General features: G+C 68.9%; 24 protein-coding genes. 13 read left to right on the top strand and 11 right to left on the bottom strand.

All coding sequences use genetic code 11. The features are described 5' to 3' along the window. Positions 1-26: 26 nt before the first annotated feature. The 3 genes from ACFVWR_RS03765 to ACFVWR_RS03755 all read right to left on the bottom strand — a co-directional run bounded on the left by ACFVWR_RS03765 (position 27) and on the right by ACFVWR_RS03755 (position 2,773). On the bottom strand, positions 27-347 hold the full coding sequence (locus tag ACFVWR_RS03765; RefSeq protein ID WP_271176267.1) for a WhiB family transcriptional regulator: 321 nt from the start codon (positions 345-347) through the stop codon (positions 27-29). Between the two features lie 186 nt (positions 348-533). After that, positions 534-1,496: a UDP-glucose 4-epimerase GalE gene (gene galE, locus ACFVWR_RS03760; RefSeq protein WP_387208124.1), complete on the bottom strand. Its 963-nt coding sequence runs from the start codon at positions 1,494-1,496 to the stop codon at positions 534-536. Positions 1,497-1,594: 98 nt separating this feature from the next. Further along, positions 1,595-2,773: an acyl-CoA dehydrogenase family protein gene (locus ACFVWR_RS03755; protein ID WP_387208122.1), complete on the bottom strand. Its 1,179-nt coding sequence runs from the start codon at positions 2,771-2,773 to the stop codon at positions 1,595-1,597. A 129-nt stretch (positions 2,774-2,902) separates the two neighbouring features. Here ACFVWR_RS03755 and manA point away from each other — a divergent pair, with 129 nt between their 5' ends. The 3 genes from manA to ACFVWR_RS03740 are packed head-to-tail and all read left to right on the top strand — an operon-like array spanning position 2,903 to position 6,806. Further along, on the top strand, positions 2,903-4,120 hold the full coding sequence (manA, locus tag ACFVWR_RS03750) for a mannose-6-phosphate isomerase, class I (protein WP_387208120.1): 1,218 nt from the start codon (positions 2,903-2,905) through the stop codon (positions 4,118-4,120). A gap of 31 nt (positions 4,121-4,151) precedes the next feature. Further along, positions 4,152-5,486 carry an O-antigen ligase family protein gene (locus ACFVWR_RS03745; protein ID WP_387208118.1) on the top strand — a complete coding sequence of 445 codons (1,335 nt, stop codon included), beginning with the start codon at positions 4,152-4,154 and terminating at the stop codon, positions 5,484-5,486. Between the two features lie 9 nt (positions 5,487-5,495). After that, complete coding sequence (locus ACFVWR_RS03740; RefSeq protein ID WP_387208116.1) at positions 5,496-6,806, top strand: O-antigen ligase family protein; 1,311 nt, start codon at positions 5,496-5,498, stop codon at positions 6,804-6,806. Here the strand turns inward: ACFVWR_RS03740 and ACFVWR_RS03735 are convergent. Then, the gene (locus ACFVWR_RS03735; protein ID WP_387208114.1) at positions 6,778-7,767 is read right to left on the bottom strand and encodes a glycosyltransferase family 2 protein; all 990 of its coding nucleotides are present in this window, start codon (positions 7,765-7,767) and stop codon (positions 6,778-6,780) included. The two genes, ACFVWR_RS03740 and ACFVWR_RS03735, sit on opposite strands and share 29 nt — an antisense overlap. Beyond that, on the bottom strand, positions 7,764-8,933 hold the full coding sequence (locus ACFVWR_RS03730; protein WP_387208112.1) for a glycosyltransferase family 2 protein: 1,170 nt from the start codon (positions 8,931-8,933) through the stop codon (positions 7,764-7,766). The genes ACFVWR_RS03735 and ACFVWR_RS03730 overlap by 4 nt, the downstream gene beginning before the upstream one ends. Positions 8,934-9,035: 102 nt before the next feature. On the opposite strand from ACFVWR_RS03730, the gene ACFVWR_RS03725 reads away from it, so the two are divergent. Genes ACFVWR_RS03725 through ACFVWR_RS03715 form a run of 3 tightly spaced genes read left to right on the top strand, consistent with a single transcriptional unit; the run spans position 9,036 to position 12,234 of the window. Further along, a complete protein-coding gene (locus tag ACFVWR_RS03725) occupies positions 9,036-9,995 on the top strand; it encodes a glycosyltransferase family 2 protein (RefSeq protein WP_387208110.1) in 960 nt (319 codons plus the stop codon). A 2-nt stretch (positions 9,996-9,997) separates the two neighbouring features. Further along, a complete protein-coding gene (locus tag ACFVWR_RS03720) occupies positions 9,998-11,140 on the top strand; it encodes a hypothetical protein (RefSeq protein WP_387208108.1) in 1,143 nt (380 codons plus the stop codon). 5 nt (positions 11,141-11,145) lie between these two features. After that, positions 11,146-12,234: a glycosyltransferase family 4 protein gene (locus ACFVWR_RS03715; RefSeq protein WP_387208106.1), complete on the top strand. Its 1,089-nt coding sequence runs from the start codon at positions 11,146-11,148 to the stop codon at positions 12,232-12,234. Here ACFVWR_RS03715 and ACFVWR_RS03710 read toward each other — a convergent pair. The 5 genes from ACFVWR_RS03710 to ACFVWR_RS03690 are packed head-to-tail and all read right to left on the bottom strand — an operon-like array spanning position 12,213 to position 17,049. Then, the gene (locus tag ACFVWR_RS03710) at positions 12,213-13,364 is read right to left on the bottom strand and encodes a glycosyltransferase family 4 protein (RefSeq protein WP_387208104.1); all 1,152 of its coding nucleotides are present in this window, start codon (positions 13,362-13,364) and stop codon (positions 12,213-12,215) included. The two genes, ACFVWR_RS03715 and ACFVWR_RS03710, sit on opposite strands and share 22 nt — an antisense overlap. Before the next feature lies 1 nt (position 13,365). Then, positions 13,366-14,949: a DUF2142 domain-containing protein gene (locus ACFVWR_RS03705; RefSeq protein ID WP_387208102.1), complete on the bottom strand. Its 1,584-nt coding sequence runs from the start codon at positions 14,947-14,949 to the stop codon at positions 13,366-13,368. Positions 14,950-14,959: 10 nt separating this feature from the next. Continuing rightward, positions 14,960-15,946, bottom strand: coding sequence for a UDP-glucose 4-epimerase GalE (galE, locus tag ACFVWR_RS03700; protein WP_387208100.1), 987 nt, complete (start codon positions 15,944-15,946; stop codon positions 14,960-14,962). Positions 15,947-15,956: 10 nt separating this feature from the next. Beyond that, positions 15,957-16,391, bottom strand: a complete 435-nt coding sequence (locus ACFVWR_RS03695; protein ID WP_387208098.1) for a DUF2304 domain-containing protein — start codon at positions 16,389-16,391, stop codon at positions 15,957-15,959. 10 nt (positions 16,392-16,401) lie between these two features. Beyond that, positions 16,402-17,049, bottom strand: a complete 648-nt coding sequence (locus ACFVWR_RS03690; RefSeq protein ID WP_387208096.1) for a glycosyltransferase family 2 protein — start codon at positions 17,047-17,049, stop codon at positions 16,402-16,404. A 224-nt stretch (positions 17,050-17,273) separates the two neighbouring features. Between ACFVWR_RS03690 and ACFVWR_RS03685 the strand changes: the two genes are divergently transcribed. The 4 genes from ACFVWR_RS03685 to ACFVWR_RS03670 are packed head-to-tail and all read left to right on the top strand — an operon-like array spanning position 17,274 to position 21,128. After that, positions 17,274-17,864, top strand: coding sequence for an acyltransferase (locus ACFVWR_RS03685; protein WP_387208094.1), 591 nt, complete (start codon positions 17,274-17,276; stop codon positions 17,862-17,864). Continuing rightward, a complete protein-coding gene (locus tag ACFVWR_RS03680; protein ID WP_387208092.1) occupies positions 17,861-18,958 on the top strand; it encodes a DegT/DnrJ/EryC1/StrS family aminotransferase in 1,098 nt (365 codons plus the stop codon). Before ACFVWR_RS03685 ends, ACFVWR_RS03680 begins: the two co-directional genes overlap by 4 nt. Continuing rightward, a complete protein-coding gene (locus tag ACFVWR_RS03675) occupies positions 18,958-19,959 on the top strand; it encodes a Gfo/Idh/MocA family oxidoreductase (protein WP_387208090.1) in 1,002 nt (333 codons plus the stop codon). The genes ACFVWR_RS03680 and ACFVWR_RS03675 overlap by 1 nt, the downstream gene beginning before the upstream one ends. Then, complete coding sequence (locus ACFVWR_RS03670; protein ID WP_387208088.1) at positions 19,956-21,128, top strand: glycosyltransferase; 1,173 nt, start codon at positions 19,956-19,958, stop codon at positions 21,126-21,128. The genes ACFVWR_RS03675 and ACFVWR_RS03670 overlap by 4 nt, the downstream gene beginning before the upstream one ends. A 13-nt stretch (positions 21,129-21,141) precedes the next feature. Here the strand turns inward: ACFVWR_RS03670 and wecB are convergent, their stop codons facing one another. Beyond that, a complete protein-coding gene (gene wecB, locus ACFVWR_RS03665; protein ID WP_387208086.1) occupies positions 21,142-22,200 on the bottom strand; it encodes a non-hydrolyzing UDP-N-acetylglucosamine 2-epimerase in 1,059 nt (352 codons plus the stop codon). Positions 22,201-22,381: 181 nt separating this feature from the next. Here wecB and ACFVWR_RS03660 point away from each other — a divergent pair, with 181 nt between their 5' ends. The 3 genes from ACFVWR_RS03660 to ACFVWR_RS03650 are packed head-to-tail and all read left to right on the top strand — an operon-like array spanning position 22,382 to position 26,365. Then, positions 22,382-24,169: an ABC transporter ATP-binding protein gene (locus ACFVWR_RS03660; RefSeq protein WP_387208084.1), complete on the top strand. Its 1,788-nt coding sequence runs from the start codon at positions 22,382-22,384 to the stop codon at positions 24,167-24,169. A gap of 4 nt (positions 24,170-24,173) precedes the next feature. Then, positions 24,174-25,286 (top strand): glycosyltransferase, encoded by a 1,113-nt coding sequence (locus ACFVWR_RS03655; RefSeq protein WP_387208082.1) that lies wholly within the window; start codon positions 24,174-24,176, stop codon positions 25,284-25,286. Then, complete coding sequence (locus ACFVWR_RS03650) at positions 25,283-26,365, top strand: glycosyltransferase family 2 protein (protein ID WP_387208080.1); 1,083 nt, start codon at positions 25,283-25,285, stop codon at positions 26,363-26,365. The genes ACFVWR_RS03655 and ACFVWR_RS03650 overlap by 4 nt, the downstream gene beginning before the upstream one ends. The last annotated feature ends 15 nt before the right edge of the window (positions 26,366-26,380 follow it).

Here is a 26,380-nt window from a genome sequence, read left to right as displayed (position 1 = left end):
GCCCAGGGACTCACCCGTCGAGTGATCTAGCCCGCGCGCTTGCGGAGCTTGCGGCGCTCGCGCTCGGAGAGGCCGCCCCAGATGCCGAAACGCTCGTCGTTGGCCAGTGCGTACTCGAGGCACTGCGACCGGACCTCGCACGAACCGCAGATGCGCTTCGCGTCGCGGGTCGAGCCGCCCTTCTCGGGGAAGAACGCCTCCGGGTCGGTCTGCGCACACAGCGAGTCGGACTGCCAGGCGAGCGGATTGTCGTCGTCGACATTCGCGCGTACGCCCGGAACCCCCAGCTTGACCGGATCGATGAACCAATCGTCGGGTACCCCAGAACGATATTCAGGAACTGTCATATCGGTCTCCCACCCTTTAAACTGCAAACCACGTAAGACAACGTGTTGTGATAATTACACCGTTGTCATTCGCTCACGTCAAGTCGCGAATCGTAAAGCCTTAACCCCGAGTCGAGACTTCGCGACGCGCCGAGGGCGTACAACAATCCCGACACGCCCGGGCCGATGGCCCGTCGCGGTGGCCTCCTAAGAGGCGTTCTGCCGCGCTTCCCAGGCGCTGCGCACCATATCGTCCAGGGTGTGGCGCATTCTCCAGTCGAGATCGCGGGCGGCGAGGTCGCCCGACGCAACGATCCTCGCAGGATCCCCCGGGCGCCGCGGCCCCACTTCTGGGGTGAATCGGATTCCCGTGACTTCGGCGACGGTCGCCATGATCTGCCCCACGGAGACGCCGTCGCCGCTGCCCAGGTTGTAGACGGGCTCCACGGGCTCGCCCGCATCCAGTCGCTTGGCCGCCGCGACGTGCGAGACCGCCAGATCGGCGACGTGGATGTAGTCGCGCACGCAGGTGCCGTCGGGCGTCGGGTAGTCGTCGCCGTTGATGCGCGGGCTGCGACCGTCGACGAGCGCGTCGAACACGAGCGGGAAGAGGTTGTGAGGACTGGTGTCGCGGAGCGCGGGGTCTCCCGAGCCGACCACGTTGAAGTAGCGCAGCGACGTGTGGCGCAGCCCGGCGGCGACGGCCTGGTCGCTCAGCAGCCACTCGCCGATCAGCTTCGACTCGCCGTACGGCGACTGCGGGTTCTTGGGGGTCTTCTCGGTGACGAGGTCGACATCCGGCGTGCCGTAGACCGCTGCCGACGACGAGAAGACCATCGCGTCGATGCCGGCCTCCTGCATCGCGGCGAGCAGCGTCGCGGTCGCGGTCACGTTCTGTTCGTAGGTGTGCAGTGGCCGCTGCACCGAGACCCCGGCGTACTTGAAGCCCGCGACGTGCACGACACCGGTCACCGGATGCTCACGGAACACCCGCTCGAGCAGGGCGCCGTCGAGCACGGTGCCACGGTAGAAGGGCACGCCGTCGGGAACGAACTCCTCATGCCCGCTCGACAGGTCGTCGACGACGACCACATCGATTCCGTCGGCCAGGAAAGCCCGAACGACATGCGAACCGATGTATCCGGCCCCTCCGGTCACCAACCACGCCACGTGACGCACCTCCGTTGCCTGAGCGCCGGCTCGATGCCGGCCTCGGCAACCCTATCGGCTGCGCGCGGGCGTGTGCTGATCGGTGTGCCGACCGGTGCCTAGGCGAACGCGGCGTGCCCGGTGATCGAGCGGCCGACGATGAGCGTGTTCATCTCGCGGGTGCCCTCGTAGGAGTAGAGCGCCTCGGCGTCGGCGAAGAAGCGGGCGACGTCGTAATCGATCACGATGCCGTTGCCGCCGAGGATCTCGCGGCACCAGGCGACCGTCTCGCGCATCCGGGAGGTCGTGAACGCCTTGGCGAGAGCCGAGTGCTCGTCGTGCTGCTCACCGCTGTCGAGCATCTCGGAGACCCTGGTGCACAATCCGATCGAGGCGGTGATGTTGCCGAGCGACTTGACGAGCAGGTCTTGGATGAGCTGGTGGGCGCCGAGCGGCTTGCCGAACTGGATGCGCTCCTTCGAGTACGCGACGGCCGCTTCGTATGCGCCGATCGCCACTCCGACTGCGGCCCAGGCGACCTCCGCGCGGGTCAGCCGGAGCACGGCGGCGGTGTCTTTGAACGAGTTGGCGTTCTGCAGGCGCAGCGACTCGGGAACGACCACGTTCTCGAGCGTGATGTCGGCGTTCTGCACCATGCGCAGCGACTGCTTGCCCTCGATCTTGGTCGCCGTGTATCCGGGCGTCGAGGTCGGAACGATGAATCCCTTGACCTGGCCGTCCTCGGCGCTCTTCGCCCAGATGATGGTGATGTCGCTGAACGTCGCGTTGCCGATCCAGCGCTTCGAGCCGTTCAGCACCCAGTCGTCGCCGTCACGCGTCGCGATCGTCCGCAGCCCGCGGGCCGAGTCGGAGCCCGAGAGCGGTTCGGTGAGCCCGAAAGCGCCGAGCACCTCGCCCGACGCCAGCTTGGGCAGCCATTCCGCGCGCTGCTCGGCCGAACCGGTGACCCCGATCGCCCCCAGGGCGAGGCCGTTCTGCACTCCCGAGTACGTGCTGACGGAGGCGTCGACGCGCGCAAGCTCCAGGGCCACCCAGCCACGGAACACCGCCGAGTTCTCGAACGCGGCCGTCTCGGGGAAGCCGAGGCCGATCACGCCGGTGGCGTGGAGTCCCTCGCGGATCTGGTGCGGGAACTCCGCCTTCTCCCAGTACTCGTTGACCAGGGGCTTCACCTCGGATTCGAGGTGGGCGCGCAGATCGGCGATGAACGACTTCTCACGGTCGGTCAGGAGGTTCTCGTAGCCGTAGAAGTCGCTCGCGAGGGTCTCGAATGCCATGTCTGCTCCAGTGCGTGATGGGGTGGTGCGGGTGCTGTCCGCGATGACCAGCGACAGCCTAGGCAGCCGTGCCTGGTCGTTCAAAGCGGTTGGTAGTTTGGTCTAAGGATTCTGAAGGGACCACGACTCATGTTTGTGCGCATCGGCAATACCCCCCGCGATTACGCCTGGGGGTCGACGACCGCCATCGCCGAACTGCTCGGCCGTCAGCCGACCGGCCATCCCGAGGCCGAGCTGTGGCTCGGTGCGCACGCCGGCTCGCCGTCGGTGATCCTCGATCCCACCAAGACGGACGGCGCTCACGACCTCGCCGAGTGGATCGCCGCCGAGCCGGGCGTGGCGCTCGGCGACGCCACGCAGCTGCCCTACCTGCTCAAGGTGCTGGCCGCGGCCGGGCCGCTCTCGCTGCAGGCGCATCCCTCGACCGCTCAGGCTCAGGCCGGTTTCGCCCACGAGAACGCGGCGGGCATCCCCCTCGACTCGCCGGATCGCAACTACAAGGACGCAGCGCACAAGCCCGAGTTGATCTTCGCTCTGAGCGACATGTTCGACGCCCTCTGCGGCTTCCGGGATGTTCCGGCGAGCGAGTCGGTGTTCCGTCGCCTGGCCGCGGTGGCCGGCGACGACGACCGCGCCACGATCTCCGCGTTCGCGGACACCCTCTCCGGCGAGCCGTCGACGGTGCTGCGCACGGCGACCGAGTGGCTGCTGGGGGGCGACGCGCAGGTGGAACGACTCGTCTCGGCCGTCGGCCGGGCCGCCGACGCGCTCGAACCCGACCCGGCCGGCGACGACCTGGCCGTCGCAGCAGACACCGTGCGGATGCTGGATGCGGCTTTCCCCGGCGACCCGGGGATCGTGCTCGCGCTGCTCCTCAACCGCGTCACCCTGACTCCCGGGCAGGTGCTCTACCTGCCCGCTGGCAACATCCACGCATACCTGCGCGGACTCGGCATCGAGCTGATGGCCGCGTCGGACAACGTGCTGCGCGGAGGTCTCACGCCCAAGCGCATCGACGTGCCCGAGCTGGTGAGCGTTCTCGACTTCTCGCCCATCGACGCCGCGCCGATGACGGCCGAGCATCCGGCGCCGGGGGTGGAGGTCTTCCGCCCGGATGTGCCCGATTTCCAGCTCGACCACGTCGTCGTCGGCGGCGAGGTCGGAACGGCGAGCGTGGCGCTCCCTGGCGCCGCCATCGTGCTGTGCACCGACGGCGACATCACCCTGACCGGAGCGTCCGGCAACCTGGAGCTGGAGCGAGGGCAGTCGGTGTTCGTCACGCCGGACGAAGGCGAGCTGACAGTGAGCGGTTCGGGAACGGCGTTCATCGCGACGCCGAACGCCTGAGCGCTCAGCCCGCACGTCCTATGCTGATGCGGTGACGTCAGCCCCAGCCGCGCAGCCGCAGCGCACCCGCATCCGTGCCGCCGCCGAGGGTTCGGGGCTCGTGGCGTTCGGAACACTGCTCTTCTTCACGCTGTTCGCGGGAGACTTCTGGCGCAACCTGATCAGCTGGCCCGGGTACCTGGTGCTCGTCTTCGGATTGGCCGTGGCCAGTGGCGTGCTCGTGTGGCGGCTGCGACCGGCGTTCAACTGGCGACGCACTCCCCGGATGCTCGCGCTCTTCGTTGTGCTGATCGTGCTGTCGATCGCCTGGTCGGCCTACCCGGGTGCGAGCGCGCTCGGCGTGCTCTCGACGATCGCCACCGGAACCGGCGCCCTGTTCCTGGCGCTCTGCCTCGATTGGCCGCAGCTTCTGCGCGCTCTGAGCCACGCTTTCCGGTGGATCCTCGGGCTCTCGTTCGCGTTCGAGCTGATCGTGTCGCTGTTCGTGCGCCGGCCGATCATCCCCTTGTTCCCGATGTTCACGATGCCGGCCGACGGCAAGATCCCTCAGGCCTTCTACTGGAGCCGCGACCTGCTCTTCCACGGCGGTCAGATCCAGGGCATCCTCGGCAACAGCAACCTGCTGGCGATGGTCGCCCTGCTCGCCCTCGCCGTCTTCGGAGTTCAGCTCGCGGACCGGTCGGTGCGACGCGGCGCCGGCATCGCCTGGCTCGTCATCGCGGTGCTCGCGCTCGCTCTGACCCGCTCCTCGACGGTCATCCTCGCCGGTGTGTTCATGGTCGCCGTGCTCGGGTTCGCTCTGTGGGCGAGGCGCGCGCGGCCCGACCGCCGGCTTCCCCTCTACCTGACCGGCGCAGGCCTCGTGGTGGTCGTCGGCGTGCTGGTGACGGTGTTCGCCAGCCGCATCCCCGCGATCTTCGGAAAGAGCGAAGATCTCACCGGCCGGCTCGACATCTGGCACAAGGTGATCGAGCTCGCGCAGCAGCGCCCGGCCTTCGGCTGGGGCTGGGTGAGCTACTGGGCGCCGTGGGTGTACCCGTTCGACGGCCTCGCCGTGCGCAACAAGGTGCAGTATCTGCAGGCCCACAACGCCTGGCTCGACGTCTGGCTCCAGGTGGGCATCGTGGGACTCGTCGTGTTCATCCTGCTCGTGCTCACCACGTTCCGGCGCACGTGGTTCTTCGCCGTCGACCGGCCGAGGCACGGCGTCTCCGATGTCGCGCCGTTCACCGCGCTCACGCTGTTCCCGCTGCTGGTGCTGGCGGCGTTCATCGCGCAGAGCTTCGCTGAGAGCCGGCTGCTCATCGAGGCGGGGTTCACCCTGCTCGCCGTGTTCTCTGTGAAGACCAAGCAGGCGTCGCCCTAGGATTACTGCATGGCCGCGACACGACGACCCCTCGTTCCGGTCGCGGTGACCGAATTCCTGGGATCCGCCCGGTTCAACTCGGTGCTCTCCCTCATCGCGGTCGGCGTCGGCTTCTCGACCCACACCATCCGTGCGGTCATCGGCTGGCCCGGCCTCATCGGTGCACTCGCCGTTCTCGTCGTGCTCGCCGCGCTGTCGTTCATCGCCCAGCGCCACCTCATCGAATGGCACGGCCTGCTGCCGATCACCATCATCGCCTTCGTGGGCTGGTGCACGATCAGCGTCCTCTGGAGTGACTACCAGTGGGCGACGATCGGCGGCATCGTCTACCAGTTGAGTTTCGCCTTCCTCGCCGTCTACATCGCCCTGGTGAGGGATGCGATCCAGATCGTGCGCGTGGTGGGCGACGTGCTCCGCTTCCTGCTGACGGTGTCACTCGGGCTGGAGGTGGTGAGCGGCCTGCTGCTCGATCTGCCCATCAAGTTCCTCGGCATCCAGGGCAACATCGCGCTCGGCGGCCCCATCCAGGGGCTCTTCGGCAGCCGCAACCAGCTGAGCATCGTGGCGCTGATCGCGTTCGTCACGTTTCTCGTGGAGCTCCGCACACGGTCGGTGCGGCCGCCGCTGGCCGCGGCATCGATCACGCTCGCCGCGCTCTGCATCCTGCTCGCCCACTCCCCCGTGATCGCCGCCGTCTCGGTGGTCGTCGGGCTCGCGACCCTCGCCCTCTACGGCATCCGGCAGGTGAAGCAGATCCACCGGCGGTACTACCAGTGGGGGCTCGCCCTGCTGACGGTCGTCGCCCTCGTCGCCGCCTACGTGTACCGCACGCGCGTCATCGACCTGCTGAACGCCCGGTCCGACTTCCAGGTGCGGTACCGGCTGTGGATCCAGATTTGGGAGCTCATCCCGATCAACCAAACGGCCGGCTGGGGCTGGGTCGGAAGCTGGCCCAACGATCTCTACCCGTTCAGCGCCATCCAGGCGGCGACCGGGGTCTACCACTCCGACGGCCTGAACGCCTACCTCGACCTGTATCTGCAGGTGGGCATCATCGGCCTCATCCTGTTCGTCGCGCTCGTCGCGCTGGCGTTCGGCCGCTCCTGGCTGCTGGCCTCGAACAAGCGCAGCGTCGTCTACGCCTGGGCGCCGCTCGTGCTGGTGTCGCTGCTCGTCACCAGTGTCTTCGAGAGTTCCATCCTCACCGAGTCGGGCTGGCTGCTGCTCGTGATCTGCGCGGTCAAAGCATCGCAAGGGATGAGCTGGCGGGTGCGCCTGCCGCACCACGAGGTCAAGCCGGTTGCAGAAGGTCCCGGATGATGTCGGCACGACCACGACTGGCGAACCGCTCGTAGCGACCGCTCGCGGCGAGTCGCCGCACCCCGGCGGCCCTGCGGAGCCTGCCGGCGGGAAGAGCGGCGCGTTCGGCCTCGAACTCCGCCTTGCCGCGCGCTGCGGCGAGAATCTCGGCGGGCACCGCCGAACCGAGCCCGGCAAGCCTGTCGGCCAGCGTGGCGAAGCGGCTCGCGAGAACCTGGTTGCGGGTGCCGCGCGGCTCGAGCACGCGCTTGACCTTGCTCGCGATGCTCGGCTTCGCGACGCCGATCTGGTTGGAGTCGTGCTGCCGGTAGTCGATGGTCGCCTCGCGCAGCACCTCGACGCGACCGGTCGCGGCGGCGACGGCAGCGAGCCACTCGTCGTGCACCCAGCCGTCGGGGAACGGCAGCGCCGCGTCCAGCAGCTCCCGCCGGAACACGACGGTCGCACCGGTCGCGAGGTTGCGGCGCACGAACGCGTCGAAGGCGCGTCCCGACTGCTCGGCGGCGAACTCCTCCGCCGTGATCTCGAGCGATTCGAACAAGGTTCGGCCCAGCGGTTCGCCCGCGGAGTCGACGAGGTCGGCATCCGTGTGCAGTAGCAGCAGGGCAGGGTCGGCGGCGAACCGGGCCGCGATCGATGCGAGGCGTCCTTCGTGCCAGACGTCGTCCTGGTCGCTGAGGGCGATGAGGTCGCCGCTCGCGGCGGAGACGGCGCGCTCGAAGTTCTTCGTGACGCCGAGCGGCGTCTCGCTGACGAGCACCACCGTCTCGGGAGCGTCGGGGAGGGCCGTGGTCACCTCGCGCACGATCGCCACGGTGTCGTCGCGGGATCCGTCGTCCGACACGATCAGCTGGGCGGGTCTCGGGCTCTGGCCGAGGATGCTCTCGACCTGCTGCCGAACGAAGCGCGCGCCCTCGTAGGTGCAGAGCGCGACGCTCACTCGCGGTGGTGCATCGCTCATTTGCGCTTCAAGACCACCGAGAGCACTCCGAGGAACATGCCGGCCATGATCGTCTGGGCTCCGAGGATCATCAGGAGCGACGCGGGGACAGCTGCGCGGATGGTGTCAGCGGCATTGAGCGCGCCGTATCCCGACGACGCCCACATGGAGAACTGGACGACGGCGATCGCGAGGCCGAGCAGGAAGATGATCACGCCGGCGATGGCGCTCGACTCCAGGCTAATCCGCCGCTCCAAGCGATCGAAGTTGCGGCTGCGAGGTATTCGGAAGCCTTCGTGCTGGGCGTAGATCTTGCTCAGGATGGCGAACAGCACCGCCTGATAGCCGACCACCGCGAGGGCGGCGAGGTAGACCTGGCTGGAGATGTCGAAGCCGACGTCGCCGATCACCAGCGGTCCGAGGCTCAGGAAGAACGCGCCCAGGATGCCGAGGATGAACGCGACGGAGCCCGGCACGAGGAAGAGCCAGCGCGGACTGAAGATCAGCAGGAATCGCAGGTGGCGCCAGCCGTCACGCCAGCTGCGCAGGTGCGGCGGCCGGGAACGGCCGTCGACGCTGAGCGTGGTCGGCACCTCGCTCACCTTGCTGCCGCCGAGCGACGCCTTCACCACCATCTCGCTGGCGAACTCCATGCCGGTCGTCTGCAGGTGAAGGCGGTTGATGGCCTCGCGGTTGAAGCCGCGCAGACCGCAGTGGAAGTCCGAGATCGGCGAACGGAAGAAGATCTTGCCGATGGTCGACAGCACCGGGTTTCCGAGGTACTTGTGCAGCGGCGGCATGGCGCCGGGCTCGATGCCGCCCAGAAACCGGTTGCCCATGACCAGGTCGTCGCCGGCGCGCAGCCGTTCGACGAAAGGGTCGAGATTCGAGAAGTCGTAGCTGTCGTCGGCGTCGCCCATGATGACGTACGTTCCCTGCGCCGCGGCGATGCCGCCGAGCAGCGCAGCGCCGTAGCCCTTCTCGGAGACGTCGACGACGCGCGCGCCGTGCGCGACCGCGATCTCCTGCGAGCCGTCGGTGCTGCCGTTGTCGGCGATCACCACTTCGCCCGCGATCCCGCTTCGCTGCAGATACGCCTGTGCCTTGTCGATGCAGACTGCGAGGGTCTCCGCCTCGTTCAGGCACGGCATCAGGATCGAGAGTTCTATCGCCTGCACGGTCGTCATGGAGGTGGATGAGTCCTTGTTCAGTCGGGATGAATGAAGCCGATCATATCCGTACGGAGCCGATGCGTTCGGACCTCCTGCCGTTTCTGCGATAGTTGACGGGTGACGAACGCGGGCGGGACGACAATCGACGTCGTCGTCCCCGTTTACGGCAACTGGCATCTCACCGAACGCTGTCTCGCCCGGCTGGCCGAGCAGACCGTTCCCCACCGCGTCATCGTCGTCGACGACGCGGGGCCCGACGACACCGTGACCCGGCTTCGCGCCGGCTACCCTGAGGTGACCGTCATCGCGCTCGAGAAGAACCTGGGCTTCGCGGGCGCCTGCAACCGGGGGATCGAGGCAGGGAGCGGCGAGATCGTCGTGCTCGTCAACAACGACGTCGAAGCCGAAGCGGACATGCTCGAGCTTCTCATCGCGCCGCTCCTGGCGGACGCGACGCTCGGCAGCGCATCCCCTCTCCTCCTGAAACCCGACGGCAGGGTCGACGCGTTCGGCATCTGCGCCGACGTCACCGTCGCAGGCTTCGTGCGGTACAACGGCGCGACGCCGGATGCGGTCGAAGACGGAACACCGGCGCCGGTGCTCCTCGGGCCGTACGGCGCGGTGGCCGCCTATCGGCGCACGGCGCTCGACGAGGTCGGGAACCTCGACGAGGGCATCCAGATGTACGGCGAAGAGCTCGATCTGGCCCTGCGGCTGAGCGCCGGCGGCTGGGGGGCCATCGCCGTTTCGGAGTCGCGCGGCGTTCACCTCGGCGGCGCGACCTCCGGCCGGGGCTCGGCCCAGCAGCGGCGCCGTGCGGGCTTCGGCCGCGGATACCTGCTGCGGGCGTACGGCGTGCTGCGCACCCGCCACGCAGCGCGCGCGCTGCTCACCGAGGCGATCGTGTGCGCCGGCGATCTGGTGCTCAGCCGCGACCTGGCGTCGACGAGCGGCCGTCTCGCCGGCTGGAAGGCCGGCGCCGCCGCGGCAGCGCGACCGCGCCGCATCCCCGGCATCGACACCGGCATCGGATTCGTGCGGTCGTTGCGGCTGCGCGTCGGAGACAGGCGGGCCTGAGCATGACGACCGAGCTTCCCCCCGAGCTGCGCCTCCAGCAGGCGGCGATGTCGCTGATCACCCTCGTCGGCGGCGTCTCCCTCGCTGTGATCCCCGCGGCGACGATCTCGATCTCGTCGCGCATCTTCTCGCTCGCCGAACAGGGCAGCATCGCCGTGATGGTCATGGTCGCGACGTTCGTCGGGCAACTGACCTTCGCCGTCGTCGTCGAGTCGCGGCTGAGCTCGGCGGCGACCGAGCGCCGGGTGACCTTTCCGCTCTGGCTCGCCGGGCTCTCCCTGCTCGCGGCCATCGCCGTCGCGGTGCAGTTCGAGAACGCCGTCGTGCTCTGCGTCGCCCTTCCCGTGCTGCTCGCCTCTCTGGAGGTCGGCCGCGGGGTGTCGGTGGCCGAACGGCTCGACGCACGCGAGATCGGTGCGGCGATCGCCGTCGGCGTCGGAGCGCTGGCCGGCGTGCTCGCGGGTTTCGCCGGGCTGAAGTGGGCGCTCATCCCCCTGGTGGCCGGGATCTTCGTGGCAACGCTCATCCGTTCGCTTCCCGTTCAGCACAAGGCGAGCGCCCCCGAGCCGCACGTGCTCGGCTGGGTCGTGACCGATGTCGCGATCACCGGAAGCGTCTACCCGCTGCTGAACGGCATGATCCTCGCGTTTCTCGGGCCGCTGCAGTCGGTGCTCTTCACCTCCATCTCGACCGTCTCCGGCGTGCTCGCCATCCCCCTGAACTTCATGCGGCTGCGTCTGCTCAAACAGCATTCGACCCTCGACATCGTCGTGTCCGCCGCCGCAGTGACGGGTGCGGTCGTGGTGATCTTCGTGTGCGAGTTCCTCGGGGTCTTCGGCTACATCTTCGCCGAGAGCTGGACCCTGCAGGCGACGGCGCTCCCGCTGCTCATCGCCTGCCTGTGGCGCGCCGCATCCCTCGCCACGACCATCCCGTTCGCTTCGCTGCGCCGGATGGGCGAAGCCAAACTGCTGACGATCCTGCGCGGCGTCGTGGCAGCGATCACGTTCGCCGCGGCCGCGGCCGTCGTCGCGACGCAGCAACTCGGCTGGATCTTCGCGGTGCTGCTCCTCGGCGAACTGCTGCAGGCCGCTCTCTACGAGGTCGCGCGGCGACGCAAGACCGCCCGCGCGCGGAAGGCGTGACGGCCGTGCCGCGCGTGCTCGTCGACCTGCTCTTCTACACGGGCACCAAGGGCGGCATGGAGTCCTACGCGCGCAACCTGTACCGAGAGCTCGGCACGGCGGGCGGCGGTTTCGACTACGTCGGGCTGGTACCGCGCGAGGCGCAGGAGCTCGACCTCGGCTGGTTCCCCGGCGAGCTCGTCTCCGCCCCGATCACCGGGGACAACCGTGTCTCGTGGGCCCGGGGCGAGCTGACCACGGTTCCGGCCGCCGCCCGGCACGCCGGAGCAGACCTCATCCACGCGCCCGCGAACATCGGCCCGGTGCGGTCACGCGTGCCCGTTGTCCTCACGGTGCACGACCTGCTGCCCTTCGTGCATCCCGAGTGGGTGCCCGGCCCGTACTCCCCTGTGCTGCGCGGCCTGATCTCCCGCGCCGCGCGCCACGCGAAACGCGTGATCACCGTCAGCCGTCAGTCGGCCGACGACCTGCGGAAGGTTCTGCGGATCGCCGACGACCGCATCGACGTCGTGCCTCTCGCGGGACGCCCCGGCACAGCGCCGTCGAACGCCACCGGGCGAGCGGCCGATCTCATCCTCAGCCTCGGCAACCGGATGCCCCACAAGAACTTCGAGACGCTGCTCACGGCGGTCGCCCGGATTCCAGCCGGCGAACGGCCCCGGCTGGTCATCACGGGATCCCACGGCGACGACCCACTTCGCCCTCTCGTCGACTCGCTCGGCATCGGGGCGACGACCACGCTGCTCGGCTGGGTCGACGACGCCGAGGTGGAACGCCTGTACGCCGAGGCGACCGCGGTCGTCATCCCCACCCTCTTCGAGGGCTTCGGGCTGCCCGTGCTCGAGGCGATGTCTCGCGGCTGCCCCGTGATCTGCTCCGACATCCCGGTGCTGCACGAGGTCGGCGGGGGCGCCGCCACCTACGTCGATCCGCGAGATGCGGACGGTCTCGCCGCGCGCATCCGGAGCCTGCTGGCCGATCCGGCCGAGCAGCAGCGTCGGTCGGCCGCCGGGCTCGCCCGCGCCGCCGAGCTCTCTTGGGCGACGACCGCGCGGCTCACCGCCGCGAGCTTTCAGCGGGCGCTCGAACCGTAACGCTCGAGGATCTCGTCGACCGAGCGCGACAGGTTCTGCGACCGGCTCGCCGACACGAACCACTCCGCCGTCGACGTTCTGAGCTGCTGGCCGCCCGCCACGGCCCGGGCGATGGCGCCGCCGAGCGCCTGCGGGCCGGCGTCGGCGGCGACGAACCCGTTCACGCCCTCCACGATCAGATCGACAGCGGCATTGTCATCGCCGGCGACGACGACACTCGGGGTGCCGACGGCCGCGGCCTCCGCGACGACGAGGCCGAACCCTTCCCGGCGCGAGGGGTTCACCAGCACCGCGGCCTCGGCGAACAGCCGCTCGAGCTCGTCATCGTCGACACGGCCCCGGATGTCGAACAGCTCGCCGACCCCGTGTTCGGCGACGGCGCGACGGAGAGCCTCCGTCTCGGGCCCCGAACCGACGACGACGGCTCGCACCGCCGGGTCGGCGTCGTGCGCGACCGCTATCGCGGCCGGCAGCGCAGTGAGCTGCTTGTCGGGGATGTGCCGGCCGGCGAAGAGCACAAGCCCCGGCCGGGAGGCGACCGCGCTCGGGCGGCGGGGCTCCCCCGCGAGATCGAGCAGGCCGAGCACGATGGGTCGCAGCCTGCGACGGTAGCGCCTCACCCGGTCGCGGGTGAACGAGCTGTTGACCGTGGCGCCCGCCGTGAGCCGGAGCGCGAACCACTGCAGAACCGAGGCGATCGTACCGACGAGCGCCCCGGAGTACTCCCGCCACTTGCGCCAGGTCCAAACCTCGAGCCAGTCGCTCAGCAGTCGCGTGCGGGTGCCGATCGTCGCGGCCCGGGCGGCGAAGACGTTGAGCACCGGGAGCGCGCTCACGATCACGAGGTCGTACTCGCCGCGACGGCGGCGGAGCTCGCGGAACACGGCGAGCGCGAAGCCCGCCGCCGCAGCCGCGCGGCGTCCCCCCTCCGCGTCGTAGATCTCGCCCGACCAGACCGGAACGACCGTGAACGGCGCTGCGGGCGCATCCGCGTCGCCCCATTGGTCGCGCGTGAGGTAGTCGACCGAGTGACCGCGATCGACGAGCAGTTCGGCCATGCGGCGGTAGACCCGCTCGCCTCCGCCGGTGTTCAGGGGGTACAGGCAGTCGTAGACGATGGCGATGCGCATGTCACGCACCGACGGAGTCCGCGACGAGCTCAGGCCGCTGCTCCTGCTCCACCGTCTGCGCACGGTCACGTCGGTCGACGCCCTGGAGCCCGAGCCACACCGCGAAGCCCACCGTCACCAGGGCGTAGACGACGGTCAGCGTCTGCCACCCAAGAGGCGGCTGCCAGGCGGGGTGCAGCATCGTGTTGAACGGATGCTCGAATCCCGTCGTGTAGCGCCGGAGGGCGTAGAGGAAGGCCGAGAAGCCGAAGAGCGAGCAGAGCCCCAGACCGATCGCGGTGATGCGGCTCGACACGAAATCGAGCCGGGAGCCTTCGGGCCGGGACAGCATCCAGGCCGCGAGCAGCGGCACCGCCAGGTAGAGGAAGAGCCCGTACCTGCCCTGCCAGATCAGCCCGGTGCGCGAGACGGTGACGCCCTGCACGAGAGCCGGGATGATCAGGGCCCCCACGATCGCGCAGGCGATTACGATCGTCGCCCGGCGGCCGGCGCCGGTCAGTGCGAGGATCAGCAGAACGCCGATGGCGATCACGACGACGGCGTACAGCATCCAGGGCAGAGGGGTGTCGAGCCAGCCGAACACGCCGAGGCTCTGCTCGAGAAAGCCGGGTGTGAGCTTCAGCATCGCCGTGACCCCGGAGAAGGCGCTCGCCCCGACGAGTGGCGCGTCAGCCACGCCCGCCTGGCCGGCCGCGCCGCCGGTCGCGAGGGTCCAGATGCCGGAGAAGAGCGTGCCGGCGGCGATCACACCGATCCAGATGTAATTGGCCGGACGGGTGAAGAACGCGCGAGCGCTGCGCAGCCCCGAGACGGCGAGACAAGCGGCGACCACGATGACGAGCCAGAGCGGGCCGACCGACCGGGCATTGGCCAGAAGGATGCCGGAGATCGTCACGATCGTCCACAGGTATCCGCGCGAGAGACCGACATCGGTCGACGCGGGATCGTGTCGCTCCAGCAGGCGGAGGAGGCTTGCCCACAGGGCCGCCGCCGCCGCGATCTCGACGCCGTTCGGGTTCACGGAGCCGGTGAGATACAGCACCATCGGGCCCGCGACCAGCATCAGACCGAGCGGGAGCCAGCGGGTGCGGCGCGACGACAGCGCCGCCTGGAAACCCCAGGCCAGAAGCAGCGCTCCGAGCAGTGCGCTGGCAATCCTCATCGCGTAGACGCCGACCTCCCCGTTGTCGGTCAGCAGGCTCGGCCAGCCGACGAGGTAGTAGTAGATCGGGTTGTATGCGCCGACCCAGGTGTCGAACGTCGCCGAGCCCGAGCCGTCGCCGAAGTGCACCGCGCAGTGAGCCGACGACTCCGGCTTGAACAGGAAGCACATCGTCGAGTGGTTGTAGTGGTACCCCGGCGGGAGGTCGACGACCAGGTACTTCGCCCCGGATTCGACCGACCCGATGACCTGACCGCGCACCTGCGCGATCGCTTTGGCGGCGTGAGCGTTCTCATCCGGGATGGAGAACAGCGGGCTCGCCAGAGCCCAGAGGGTCGAGAGAGCGGCGAGAAAGGCGAACGGGATCCAGAACTTTCGGGCGAACCGCCCGGGAACCTTCGCCGGCGTATCGGATGCGGGCACGGGCATCACGCTAGGGCATTCGGCCGTCGACCCTGGCCGCGACATGCGCCCGCCACGCCGACCCGACGATCTCGTCGAGCCCGTGCGCCGCACGCCAGCCCAGCTCGGCCTCGATCTTCGACGCCGAGGCGACGACGACGGCGGCGTCTCCGGCCCGGCGTTCGACGACCTCGGGCTCGAGCGAGGAGCCCGCGAGCTCGAGGATGGCGTCGACCATCTGGCGAACGCTCGTCCCCTCCCCCGTTCCGATGTTGAACACCTCGTGGTCGCCACGCCCGCCGACCGTGTGGTCGATGGCGGCGAGGTGGGCCTCGGCCACGTCGAGCACGTGCACGTAGTCCCGCACGCAGGTGCCGTCGGGGGTGTCGTAGTCGTCGCCGAAGATCAGCGGAGGCAGACCCTGGTCGATGCGCTCGAAGACCATCGGCACGAGGTTGAGGCGCGCGCGGTCGGCGAGCTCGATCGCGCCGGTGCCCGCCACGTTGAAGTAGCGCAGGCTCACGGCGGACAGACCGAACGCCCGGCCGGCATCCGCCACGAGCTGTTCTCCGACGAGCTTCGTGCCCCCGTACGGATTGACCGGCACCGTCTGCGCGTCTTCGGTGATGGCGGCCCCGCTCGCAGACCCGTACACGGCGGCGGACGAGGAGAAGACCAGGCGTGCGACGCCCGCGTTCTCCATGGCGATGAGCAGGTTCGCGAGCCCGCCCACGTTCTGCTGGTAGTACCAGGCCGGACGCTCGACCGACTCACCGACCTGTTTTCGGGCGGCGAAATGGAGCACCGCGTCGATGCGCTGCTCGCGGAGGCCGGCGGACAAGACGTCGATCGCGTCGAGCGAGGCGAGGTCGACCGTGAGCACCTCGACTCCGGGCACGCGGCGAACATCCCCGGTGACCAGATCGTCGGCGATCACGACGTCGTCGCCACGCTCTTGGAGCAGGCGGACGACGTGCGCGCCGATATAGCCGGCGCCGCCGGTGACGAGAACTCGCATGGGCCGAAGTCTACGAGACGCCCTTGGACTCCGTCTGCGCGTCTGACGGCTCCGCATCCGCCCCATCTGCCGTGGGGGCCGGGCGCTCGGCTTCGGCCTGTTCGGGGGTGGGCGCCTGCAGGATGGCCAGCTGCCGGGCCAGGATCGTGATCTCCCGCTCGGTGTTGCGGTGCCTGCGCTGCACCAGGATCGAGTTGCCCGCGAACACGACGATCAGACCGTAGAGCAGGAGATCGGCACCTCGGCCGACCCCGACGAGATGGGCGACCGACGTGACGGCCGAGGGGAAGATCACGGCCAGCACGACCAGAGCGAGAAGCACGAGCATCACCAGGCGGCGGATGGCGACGTGACGTTGCCCGCGACCGGGGATCATGAGGAAGACGGCGAAGGCGGCGAGCACGACGACGAGGATGATCTTGATCACGGTTTGACCGGCGTCCATGGTGCTGCTCCTACTTCACGAACAGATCGCTGAGGATGTTGACCGAGTTCCAGACCGACTGGCCCTTGGCCTTCGAATAGTCGGTGTACACGACGTGCACCGGCGCCTCCACCCAGCGCAGGTCGTTGCGGGAGATCTCCGACACGATCTCCGACGCGTGAGCCATTCTGTTCTGGGTGATCGCGATCGACGACGCGGCACGGCGGTTGAACGCGCGCAAGCCGTTGTGCGCGTCGGTCAGATGCACTCCGGTGCTGCGCCGCTCGAACGCGACCGCGGTCTTCAGCACGAGACGTTTCAGCGGTGACACCGTCGTGCGACCGTCGAGGAAGCGCGACCCCACGACGACGTCGACAGGCTGGTCTTGCAGGATGTTCACCATGACGACCGCATCCGAGACCTGGTGCTGGCCGTCGGCGTCGAACGTCACGAAATACTCCGCACCGGGGTCGGTGAGAGCCCAGTCGAGCCCCGTGCGCAGCGACGCGCCCTGGCCGAGGTTGATCGGATGCTTCACCACGACCGCCCCGGCGGCACGAGCCTCGTCGGCCGACCCGTCGGTGGAGCCGTCGTCGACGCAGACCACGTTCGGGAAGACCTTGCGAGCGTCTTCCACCACGGCACGGATGACCGGCGCCTCGTTGAAAAGCGGGATCACGAGCCAGGTCTTGCTCTCGGCAGCGGAAATCGGTCGCCTCCAGATCGGCACGCGCTCTGGCGCGCGAAAGAAATACGGAATTGCTGATCCATACTAGCTCCGCCGCATCGGTGCCGGCTGGACGACAGCCTCTCCCAGGGGAGCCCGCCGGGCCCGTGATAGTTTCGTTGCGCGCTCTGCGGTTCGATACAGGCGCATCCGCTTCTCGAAAGGACGATACGGCGTTGGCTTTCGTTGCACCTGGTGCCGATGTCTCGTCCGATGCTTCGATCGGCGACGGCTCCAAGATCTGGCATCTCGCGCAGGTGCGCGAGGAGGCCGTGCTCGGTGAGAACTGCATCGTCGGGCGCGGCGCATACATCGGAACGGGCGTTCGGATGGGCGACAACTGCAAGGTGCAGAACTACGCCCTCGTCTACGAGCCGGCGGTGCTCGGCACCGGTGTGTTCATCGGCCCGGCCGTCGTGCTGACGAACGACACGTATCCGCGCGCGATCACGCCCGACGGCGAGCTGAAGAGCGCCCACGACTGGACGCCTGTCGGAGTGACGATCGGCGACGGAGCCTCCATCGGCGCCCGCGCCGTGTGCGTCGCCCCGGTGACGATCGGTCGCTGGGCGACGGTCGCCGCAGGCGCCGTCGTCACCAAAGACGTTCCCGACTTCGCGCTCGTCGCCGGTGTTCCGGCGCGGCGCATCCGGTGGGTCGGCAAGGCCGGGGTGCCCCTCGAACGTGAGGGCGATCTCTGGGTGTGCCCCAGCACCGGCGAGCAGTACCGAGAAACAAACGACGAACTCACCGAGGTGAACCAATGACAGAGACCGGAGCTTTCATCCCGGCGGCGAAACCGATCATCGGGGACGACGAGCGTGCGGCGGTCGACGCCGTGCTCGTCTCGGGCATGCTCGCCCAGGGCGAAGAGGTCGCCGCGTTCGAGAACGAGTTCTCCGCGCAGCTCGTCGACGGCCGTCACGCCGTGGCGGTGAACTCCGGAACATCCGGGCTCCACCTCGGGCTGCTGGCCGCGGGCGTCGGCCCCGGCGACGAGGTCGTCGTGCCGTCGTTCACCTTCGCTGCCACGGCCAACTCGGTCGCCCTCACCGGCGCGACCCCGGTCTTCGCCGACATCGACCCGGTCACCTACGCTCTCGACGCCCGCGCGGTCGAGTCCGTGCTGACCGAGCGCACCGTCGGGATCATGCCCGTGCACCTCTACGGGCATCCCGCCGACCTGGCCGCTCTCGGCGAGCTGGCGACCCGACGCGGTCTGCGCCTGTTCGAGGATGCGGCCCAGGCCCACGGCGCGCAGCTCGACGGCCGCCCCGTCGGCTCCTTCGGCGACTTCGCGATGTTCAGCCTGTACCCGACGAAGAACATGACCTCCGGCGAGGGCGGGATGGTGACCACCGGCGACGAAGAGATCGCGCGCCGGCTCCGCCTGCTGCGCAACCAGGGCATGGCGAAGCAGTATGAGAACGAGATCGTCGGCTTCAATGCCCGCATGACCAACCTCCACGCCGCCATCGGCCGGGTTCAGCTGACCAAGGTCGGCCGCTGGACGAAGCAGCGCCAGGAGAACGCCGCGTTCTTCGACGCGAACCTCCGCGGCGTCGGCATCCCCGCCGTCGCCGGGAACGCGACGCACGTGTACCACCAGTACACGATCCGGGTGCCGGAAGACCGGGACGGGTTCGCGACCGCCCTACGCGAGGAGTACGCCATCGGCAGCGGGGTGTACTACCCCATCCCCAACCACCGGCTGCCGTCGTTCGCCCGCACCGAAGACCTCCCCGAAACCGAGCGGGCCGCGCGCGAGGTGCTCTCGCTCCCGGTGCACCCGTCGCTCTCCCCGGCCGACCTCGACCGCATCGTCGCCGCTGTGAACGCCCTCGCGGGAGCGGGTGCCTGATGGCCGAGCTGCGCGTAGGACTCGTCGGTCTCGGCATGATGGGGCGTCATCACGCGCGCGTCATCCGTGAGACGGAGGGCATCACGCTCGCCGGAGTGGCGGATGCCCTCGGCGACCCGCACGGCGTCGCCGGCAAGCTCGCGGTCTCACCCGATGTCGACGCGCTGATCGCGCTGGGCATCGACGCTGCCGTGGTGGCCGTTCCCACCGCGATGCACGAGGCCATCGCCCTGCGCCTCGCCGAAGCCGGTGTGCACGCGCTCGTCGAGAAGCCCATCTCGGGCGACGTCGACTCGGCCACCCGAGTGGTGGAGGCGTTCGAGTCACGGGGCCTGGTCGGGGCCGTCGGTCACATCGAGCGGTTCAACCCCGCTCTGCTCAGCCTCCGGGCACGCTTGGAGAGCGGAGACCTCGGCGAGGTCTACCAGATCGCCACGCGGAGGCAGGGGCCTTTCCCGTCACGCATCGCCGACGTCGGCGTCGTCAAAGACCTCGGCACGCACGACATCGACCTGACCTCCTGGCTCGCCCAGAGCCGGTTCGCGACGGTGTCGGCGCAGACCACCCTGCGCAGCGGCCGCGAGTTCGAAGACATGGTGTCGTTCACGGCTCGCCTGCAGAACGGCGTGATCACCAACCACCTTGTCAACTGGCTGTCGCCCATGAAGGAGCGCGTCACCATCGTGACCGGCGAACGCGGCGCCCTCGTCGCCGACACGGTCAGCGGTGACCTCACGTTCTTCGAGAACGGCACCGTGCGCACCGAGTGGGACTCCGTGATGGCTTTCCGCGGAGTCTCCGAAGGCACCATGGTGCGCTACGCGATCACCAAGCGCGAGCCGCTCAGGTCGGAGCACGAGGCGTTCCGGGATGCGATCCTCGGCGTCACCCCGCCCGCGGCTGTCGTCGTCACCATGCGCGAAGGGCTCGAGAACGTTCGGGTCGCGGAGGCGGTGCTCGAGTCGGCCAGAAGCGCCTCGACCATCACGATCTCGGCGTGAGCCAGCGCATGAGGCGGGTGATCATCGCCTCTCGCCTCTACGCGCCCGAGGTCGGAGCCGCCGCGTTCCGTCTGCGCGCTCTGGCCAGGGGCCTCGCCGCGGAGGGCGTGAAGGTGCGCGTGGTGACATCGGTGCCGCCCCGCGGAACGGCCATCCCGGCCCCGGATGCGGGCGTCACGATCTCCCGCTTCCCGGTTCTCCGCGACCGCGGAGGCAACGTGCGCGGGTATGTGCAGTACCTCAGTTTCGACATCCCTCTCTTCTTCCGCCTGCTCTTCACCGGCGGTGATCTCGTCGTCTCCGAACCCCCGCCGACCACCGGCGCCGTCGTCGCGGTGACGAGCTGGCTGCGGCGGCGGCCGTACGCCTACTACGCCGCCGACGTGTGGACGGATGGCCTCATCGCTCTCGGCGCACCGCGATTTCTGGTCGGCATCATGCGAGCGGTCGAGGGCTTCGTGATGCGCAACGCCGCGACCGTCATCGCGGTCTCCGACGAAGTCGCGCAGAAGGTCGTCGCCTTCGGCGTCGATCCGTCGGCCGTGGCGACCGTCGGCAACGGCGTCGACATGGACGTGTTCACGCCGGACGGTCCCCGTGCCGAGCTGTCACAGCCCACCTACGTCTACACCGGCGCGATGTCGGAGTGGCAGGGGCCGGCGATCTTCGTCGAGGCGCTCGCGATCGTGCGGCAGACGCATCCGACGGCCTCGATCCGCTACTTCGGCCAGGGCGTCGAGGAGCCGCACATTCGTGAAGCGGCCGAACGGCTCGGGCTGACGGATCACGTGCACCTCGGGGGTGTGATCCCGCCCGCCGAGACGGCCGAGTGGATCCGCGGCGCGACCGCCGCGCTCGCCAGCATCAAACCCGGGGTCGGCTACGACTTCGCCAAGCCGACGAAGACCTACGCGGCCGCCGCGTGCGGCACCCCGGTGGTGTTCGCCGGTATCGGAGCGGGCGCGAAACTGGTCTCCGACAACGGCCTCGGCTGGCGAAGCGACTTCGAGCCCACGGCGATCGCCGAAGCGATGCTCGCCGCCGCTGACGCTGAACAGGCCGGCGAAACCCGACGGCTTCGGGATGGCCGAGTCGACTGGGCGAAAGCCAACACCTCGCTGGCCGCTTCGGGTCGCCTCGCCGCCCAGCGTCTGCTCGTTGCCGACTAGCGGTATCCGGCGCTCAGCCCCGGTTCGCCGCTCGCTGCGCGAGAACATCCACCACGCGCCCCGCGGCGTGACCGTCGCCGTACGGAGCAGCGTCGGTCTCGGGCGGCCTCGGCCGCTGCACGGCGGCCGGCAAGGCGGCGAGATCGGAACCGACGAGAACGTTCCAGCCGAGCTCCACGGTTTCGACCCATTCCGTCTCCGGACGCACGGTCGTGGTCGGCACTCTCAACAGGAAGGCCTCCTTCTGGAGACCGCCGGAATCGGTCACGACCCCGGCGCTCCCCATCACGGCGGCGACGAGATCCGGGTAGGCGAGCGGCGCCGCGAGCTCGATCGCTCCACGCTGAAGGTCGACGCGTGCGGCCTCCGCAGCGGCCACCAGACGAGGATGCGCCAGCAGGCGCACCGGCCGGTCGAGGCCCGCGAGCGCATCCACGATCGCGGCCAGCCGCTCAGGATCGTCGGTGTTGTCAGGGCGGTGGATGGTCGCGATGTAGCCGGCGCCGGGGTCGGTCACCGCGCCGCGAGCCACGACGGAATCCCTCACGGAGTAGAGCACGTCGGTCATCACGTCGCCGACGAGAACACTGCGGTCGGCGAGACCCTCGTGCGCGAGGTGCTGCATCGCGACCTCGGTCGGCGCCAGCAGCAGGTCGGCGGCGTGATCGGTCAGAACCCGGTTGTGCTCCTCGGGCATGCGACGGTTGAACGAGCGCAGACCGGCCTCCAGGTGCGCGAGCGGCACGTGGAGCTTGACCGACGCGACGGCGGCGGCGAGCGTGGAGTTGGTGTCGCCGTAGACCAGCACCCAGTCGGGCTGGTAGCGCTCGATGACCGGCTCGAGCTCGGCGAGCATCGCACCCGTCTGCTTGCCGTGCGCACCAGAGCCGATCGCGAGGTTGACGTCCGGCTGCGGCATGCCGAGGTCACGGAAGAACACGTCGGACATCAGCTCGTCGTAGTGCTGGCCGGTGTGGACGACGATGTGCTCCGCTCTACCCGCCATCGCGGCGGCGATCGGAGCCAACTTGACGAACTGGGGGCGAGCGCCCACCACACTCAAAACACGCACCCCGCAACCCTAATCGATCACGCGCGTGGCCACCTGAGTTCCTGCGCGGTGCCCGGCCGACGCTCGGGACGCGTTCTGTAAACTGGGCCGCGACACCCGGCGGTCGGCGGGTGCAGAGACGAGCCATGATGATCCCCCTCTCCGGTGTGCCCGAGTCGATGCGGCACGCGCGGCCCGAGCTGTGAAGGCCCTCTGGCGCACCCTGCGCGAGCTCATTCCGCTGCTGCCGAAGGCAGGGCAGCGCTACCTCAGGTTCTATTCGTGGTTCGTCGGGCTCCTCGCCATCCTCGACGCCGTCTCGCTCGGACTCCTCGCCGTCGTGATCACTCCGCTGCTGTCGGGCAGCTCGCTGACGGTTCCGGTGCTCGGCACGATCGACACGACCGGCCTGGTGTGGATCCTCGTGCTCGTCTGCGTGATCGTGATCGTGAAGGGCGTTCTCGCCTCGCTCATCCAGTACTTCGCGACGCGCCGGTTCGCGGCGTTCGAGCTCGGCATCGGCGACCGGCTGCTGAACGCCTACCTGGCCGCTCCGTGGGTCGAACGGCTCAAACGCAACTCGGCGGATGTGGTGCGTCTCGCCGACTGGGGCATCGCCAACACGATCGCCGGCGTGCTGCTGCCCGCCGCATCCCTCATCGGTGAGGCCACGACGTTCATCGTCGTGTTCCTCGTGCTCGTGGTCGCGCAGCCGGTCATCGCGCTGACGGCGGTGATCTATCTCGGCCTCGTCGGGCTGGCGCTCTACTTCTGGGTCTCGCGGAGATCGCAGGTCGCCGGCCGGGTGAACCGCGACTACTCGTACACCGTGTCCCGCCTGCTCACCGAGATGATCGGTGCGCTCAAAGAGGTCACCCTGCGCAACAAGTCGGCCGAAGTGGCGGCGGTGGTTCACGCGAATCGAGTGAAGACCTCGCAGGCGCGAGCCAATATCCAGTTCCTCAGCCTGGTGCCCCGGTACATCCTCGAATCGGCCGTCATCGGCGGAATCGTGCTCGTCGGTGCCGTTGGATTCATCACAGGAGGCGGCCTGACCGCGGCGATCACCGCGGTCTCGATCTTCAGCCTGGCCGGGTTCAGGATGGCGCCGTCGATCACGCGGTTCCAGGCGGTCATCGGCACCACGACGGCGAACCTGCCGCACGCGCAGAACGTCATCGCCGACATCAAGCTCATGGAGAAGCAGAACGAGGAGGCGAAGGGCGGCCTCGACACGGGACACCTGCCCGAGCATCCGACCACGCTCGATCTCGAGAACGTGTCGTTCGCATACTCGCCCGGCGCTCCGGATGCGTTGAGCGATGTCTCGCTCTCCATCCCCTTCGGCTCCACCGTCGCCTTCGTCGGCTCGTCGGGCGCGGGCAAGTCGACGCTGGTCGACCTGATCCTCGGCCTCGTCGACCCCACCACCGGCTCGATCGCGATCGACGGCACACCGCTCCGTCATGTGGCGTCGGCGTGGCATTCCCGGGTCGGCTACGTTCCTCAGGACGTCTCGCTGTTCGATGGCACCGTCGGCCAGAACGTCGCCCTGACCTGGTCGAACGACGTCGACCCCGACCGCGCGAAGACCGCCCTGGAGCAGGCACAACTCTGGGATGTCATCGCCGGACGCGACGGCGGACTCGACGGCGTCATCGGCGAGCGCGGCCTTGCACTGTCGGGAGGCCAGCGGCAGCGGCTCGGGATCGCCCGCGCCCTCTACGTCGACCCGTTCGTGCTGGTGATGGACGAGGCGACGAGCGCGCTCGACACGGCGACCGAGGCGGCCGTCGCGAAGGCCATCCGCGAACTGCACGGCAAGGTCACCGTGATCCTCGTGGCTCACCGGCTCTCGACCATCCGTCACGCCGACCGCATCTACTTCATGGCTGACGGCAGAATCACCGCGAGCGGCACGTTCGACGAACTGGTGAAGACCGTTCCCGCCTTCGCCGAGCAGGCCGCCCTGGCCGGGATGACGGGGTAGCGACGTGCGGATCCTCGTCGTCACCACCTGGTTCCCGAGCGATGAACGCCCGGGTGAGGCCCCGTTCAACCTGGAGCACGTTCGCGCGATCGCGCTGAAGCACGACGTGCGTGTCATCCACCTGTCGCTGTCGGGTGCGGCGAGCCCGTCGAACGAGATTTACCAGGGTGTGCGCGTTCGACGGCTGCCGTTCTCTCCTCGGCACCCGGTGGGGATGCTGCGCGCCTGGCGCGAGATCCGGCGGGCGGCACGCTCTGCCGACGTGATGCACACCATGGCGTTCTCGTCGGCCCTCGTAGCAGCCCCGGCCCACGCGTTCAGCCGCCGCCCTTGGGTGCACACCGAGCACTGGAACGGCGTCAGCAATCCTGCGAGCGTGGGAGGGCTGTGGCCCCGACTCGCCTGGCTCCGCCACGTTCTGCGCCTCCCTCATCGTCTGACCGGGGTGACCAGCCAACTGACGGCAGTGCTCGCGCGATTCGGCAGACCCGGAGCCGCCAGCGTGGTTCCTTGCGTCGTGGAGAACACCGCTCCGATCACTCCTGCCCGGTTCGGTGAACGTTTGGAACTCGTCGCCGTTGGCGCGCTCATCCCCCGCAAGCAACCGCTCATGGCCGTCGAGACGCTCCGGTGGTTGCAAGCCAACTCGCGGCCGGTGCATTTGACGTGGGTCGGAGGTGGCGAACTCGCAGCCGCAGCAAAGGAGCTGGCGGCCGAATTGGGCGTTGGAGGGGCCCTCACGCTGGTTGGAAACCTGCCGCCGCGCGAGGTCTTCGCGGCGATCGCGAAAGCAGATCTCTTCTTTCTTCCGACCGCACAAGAGAACTTCTTCACCTCCGCGGCCGAAGCGCTCTCCACGGGACGTGCCGTTGTCGTGCCTCTCGTCGGCGGATACGACGATTATGTCGACGAGTCGAACTCGGTCATCGTGCGTGAGAACTCGCCGGAGGCGTACGGTCGCGGTGTACTCGCCGCCGAGGCGCGATTCGCCGCACGCGATCCGCACACGTTGGCCGACCCGATCCGCGACAGATTCAGTCTCGCCACGGTCGGGGCGCAGTTCGACAGCATCTATGACGACGTGACCGGTCGACGCGGACGTTCGGCCGATCGATGAGGAATGATCCGATCGTCGACGCGGTCATCGCGGTCCATGACCCGTCGCGTCCCATCGCGCGGGCTGTGGCATCACTGACGCGATCGGGCCTTCGGGCTGGCGACGGCCTCCGGATAACCGTCGTGTGCCACAATCTGCCCGTCGAATCGATCAGCCGGCAGCTGACCGCCTTCGAGGGACCCGGGCTTCGGTTCCTCCACCTGGAGGACGGCATCGCAAGTGCGGCAGGACCCTTCAACGCCGGCATCGAAGCAGCCACGGCGGGGTACGTCTCGATCATGGGATCAGACGACCGACTGGAGCCGGGCGCGCTTGCAGCGTGGCTCGAGTTCACCTCCGGGCGGACCGCCGATGCGGTCATCGCACCTCAAGTGCATGCGAGCGGATCGCCGGTGCGCACGCCACCGGTCAGAAAGTTCCATCGGGGAGACCTGGATGCCGTGCGCGACAGACTGGCTTATCGCACCGCCCCTCTCGGTCTGATGAGCCGCGCAGCGATCGACAGGCTTACTCTGCGATTCCCCGCCGGCCTGCCGACCGGCGAGGACCAGAGCTTCTCCGCACGCCTCTGGTTCGAGGGCGAAGGTCTTCGCTATGCCGCCTCGACGCCGAGGTACGTCGTCGGTGCGGACGCGGCGACCCGGGTCAGCACCACCCCGAGGGCGCTTCACACCGAGTTCGCGTTCATCGAGCAGCTGATCGGCGATCCGTGGTACCTCGCGCTGCCCCTGACTTCGCGAGCGGCGCTCGCCGTGAAGCTCGTGCGCATCCACATCTTCGCCGCCACGCTTGCTCGAATCGACGCCGGGGCGTTCGACGACGACGATCACTCCACCATCGTGCGTGTCATCGAGCGCTTGCGCTCCGTTGCGCCCGCATTCGAACGCCCCCTTTCGATCGCCGATCGCCGAACGATCGACGCGATGGCGAGAACCGACGCCGACGCCGCACACATCGGCGAGCTTGCTCGCGCGAGGCGACGCTTCGGGCTTCCTTCGACGCTTGTCACCAGAGACCTTCGCGGCCTGTTCGCCGTCGAAGGCCCCCTCCGCTTCATGGCCGCGTCCGCGCTGCTCTAGCAGCGGGATCGGCGC

The sequence above is a fragment of the Leifsonia sp. NPDC058292 genome (assembly GCF_042880955.1).
In the GTDB taxonomy this organism is placed as follows: Bacteria; Actinomycetota; Actinomycetes; order Actinomycetales; family Microbacteriaceae; genus Leifsonia.
The sequence above is the reverse complement of the archived record's forward strand: the minus strand, read 5'-3'. Positions and strand labels throughout refer to the sequence as shown.

What these genes read in the sequence shown, in the direction of transcription:
- ACFVWR_RS03765 (WP_271176267.1), bottom strand. Translation starts at nt 347, where the DNA reads ATGACAGTTCCTGAATATCGTTCTGGGGTACCCGACGATTGGTTCATC.
- ACFVWR_RS03755 (WP_387208122.1), bottom strand. Translation starts at nt 2,773, where the DNA reads ATGGCATTCGAGACCCTCGCGAGCGACTTCTACGGCTACGAGAACCTC.
- manA (WP_387208120.1), top strand. Translation starts at nt 2,903, where the DNA reads ATGTTTGTGCGCATCGGCAATACCCCCCGCGATTACGCCTGGGGGTCG.
- ACFVWR_RS03740 (WP_387208116.1), top strand. Translation starts at nt 5,496, where the DNA reads ATGGCCGCGACACGACGACCCCTCGTTCCGGTCGCGGTGACCGAATTC.
- ACFVWR_RS03735 (WP_387208114.1), bottom strand. Translation starts at nt 7,767, where the DNA reads ATGAGCGATGCACCACCGCGAGTGAGCGTCGCGCTCTGCACCTACGAG.
- ACFVWR_RS03730 (WP_387208112.1), bottom strand. Translation starts at nt 8,933, where the DNA reads ATGACGACCGTGCAGGCGATAGAACTCTCGATCCTGATGCCGTGCCTG.
- ACFVWR_RS03720 (WP_387208108.1), top strand. Translation starts at nt 9,998, where the DNA reads ATGACGACCGAGCTTCCCCCCGAGCTGCGCCTCCAGCAGGCGGCGATG.
- ACFVWR_RS03710 (WP_387208104.1), bottom strand. Translation starts at nt 13,364, where the DNA reads ATGCGCATCGCCATCGTCTACGACTGCCTGTACCCCCTGAACACCGGC.
- galE (WP_387208100.1), bottom strand. Translation starts at nt 15,946, where the DNA reads ATGCGAGTTCTCGTCACCGGCGGCGCCGGCTATATCGGCGCGCACGTC.
- ACFVWR_RS03695 (WP_387208098.1), bottom strand. Translation starts at nt 16,391, where the DNA reads ATGGACGCCGGTCAAACCGTGATCAAGATCATCCTCGTCGTCGTGCTC.
- ACFVWR_RS03680 (WP_387208092.1), top strand. Translation starts at nt 17,861, where the DNA reads ATGACAGAGACCGGAGCTTTCATCCCGGCGGCGAAACCGATCATCGGG.
- ACFVWR_RS03675 (WP_387208090.1), top strand. Translation starts at nt 18,958, where the DNA reads ATGGCCGAGCTGCGCGTAGGACTCGTCGGTCTCGGCATGATGGGGCGT.
- ACFVWR_RS03650 (WP_387208080.1), top strand. Translation starts at nt 25,283, where the DNA reads ATGAGGAATGATCCGATCGTCGACGCGGTCATCGCGGTCCATGACCCG.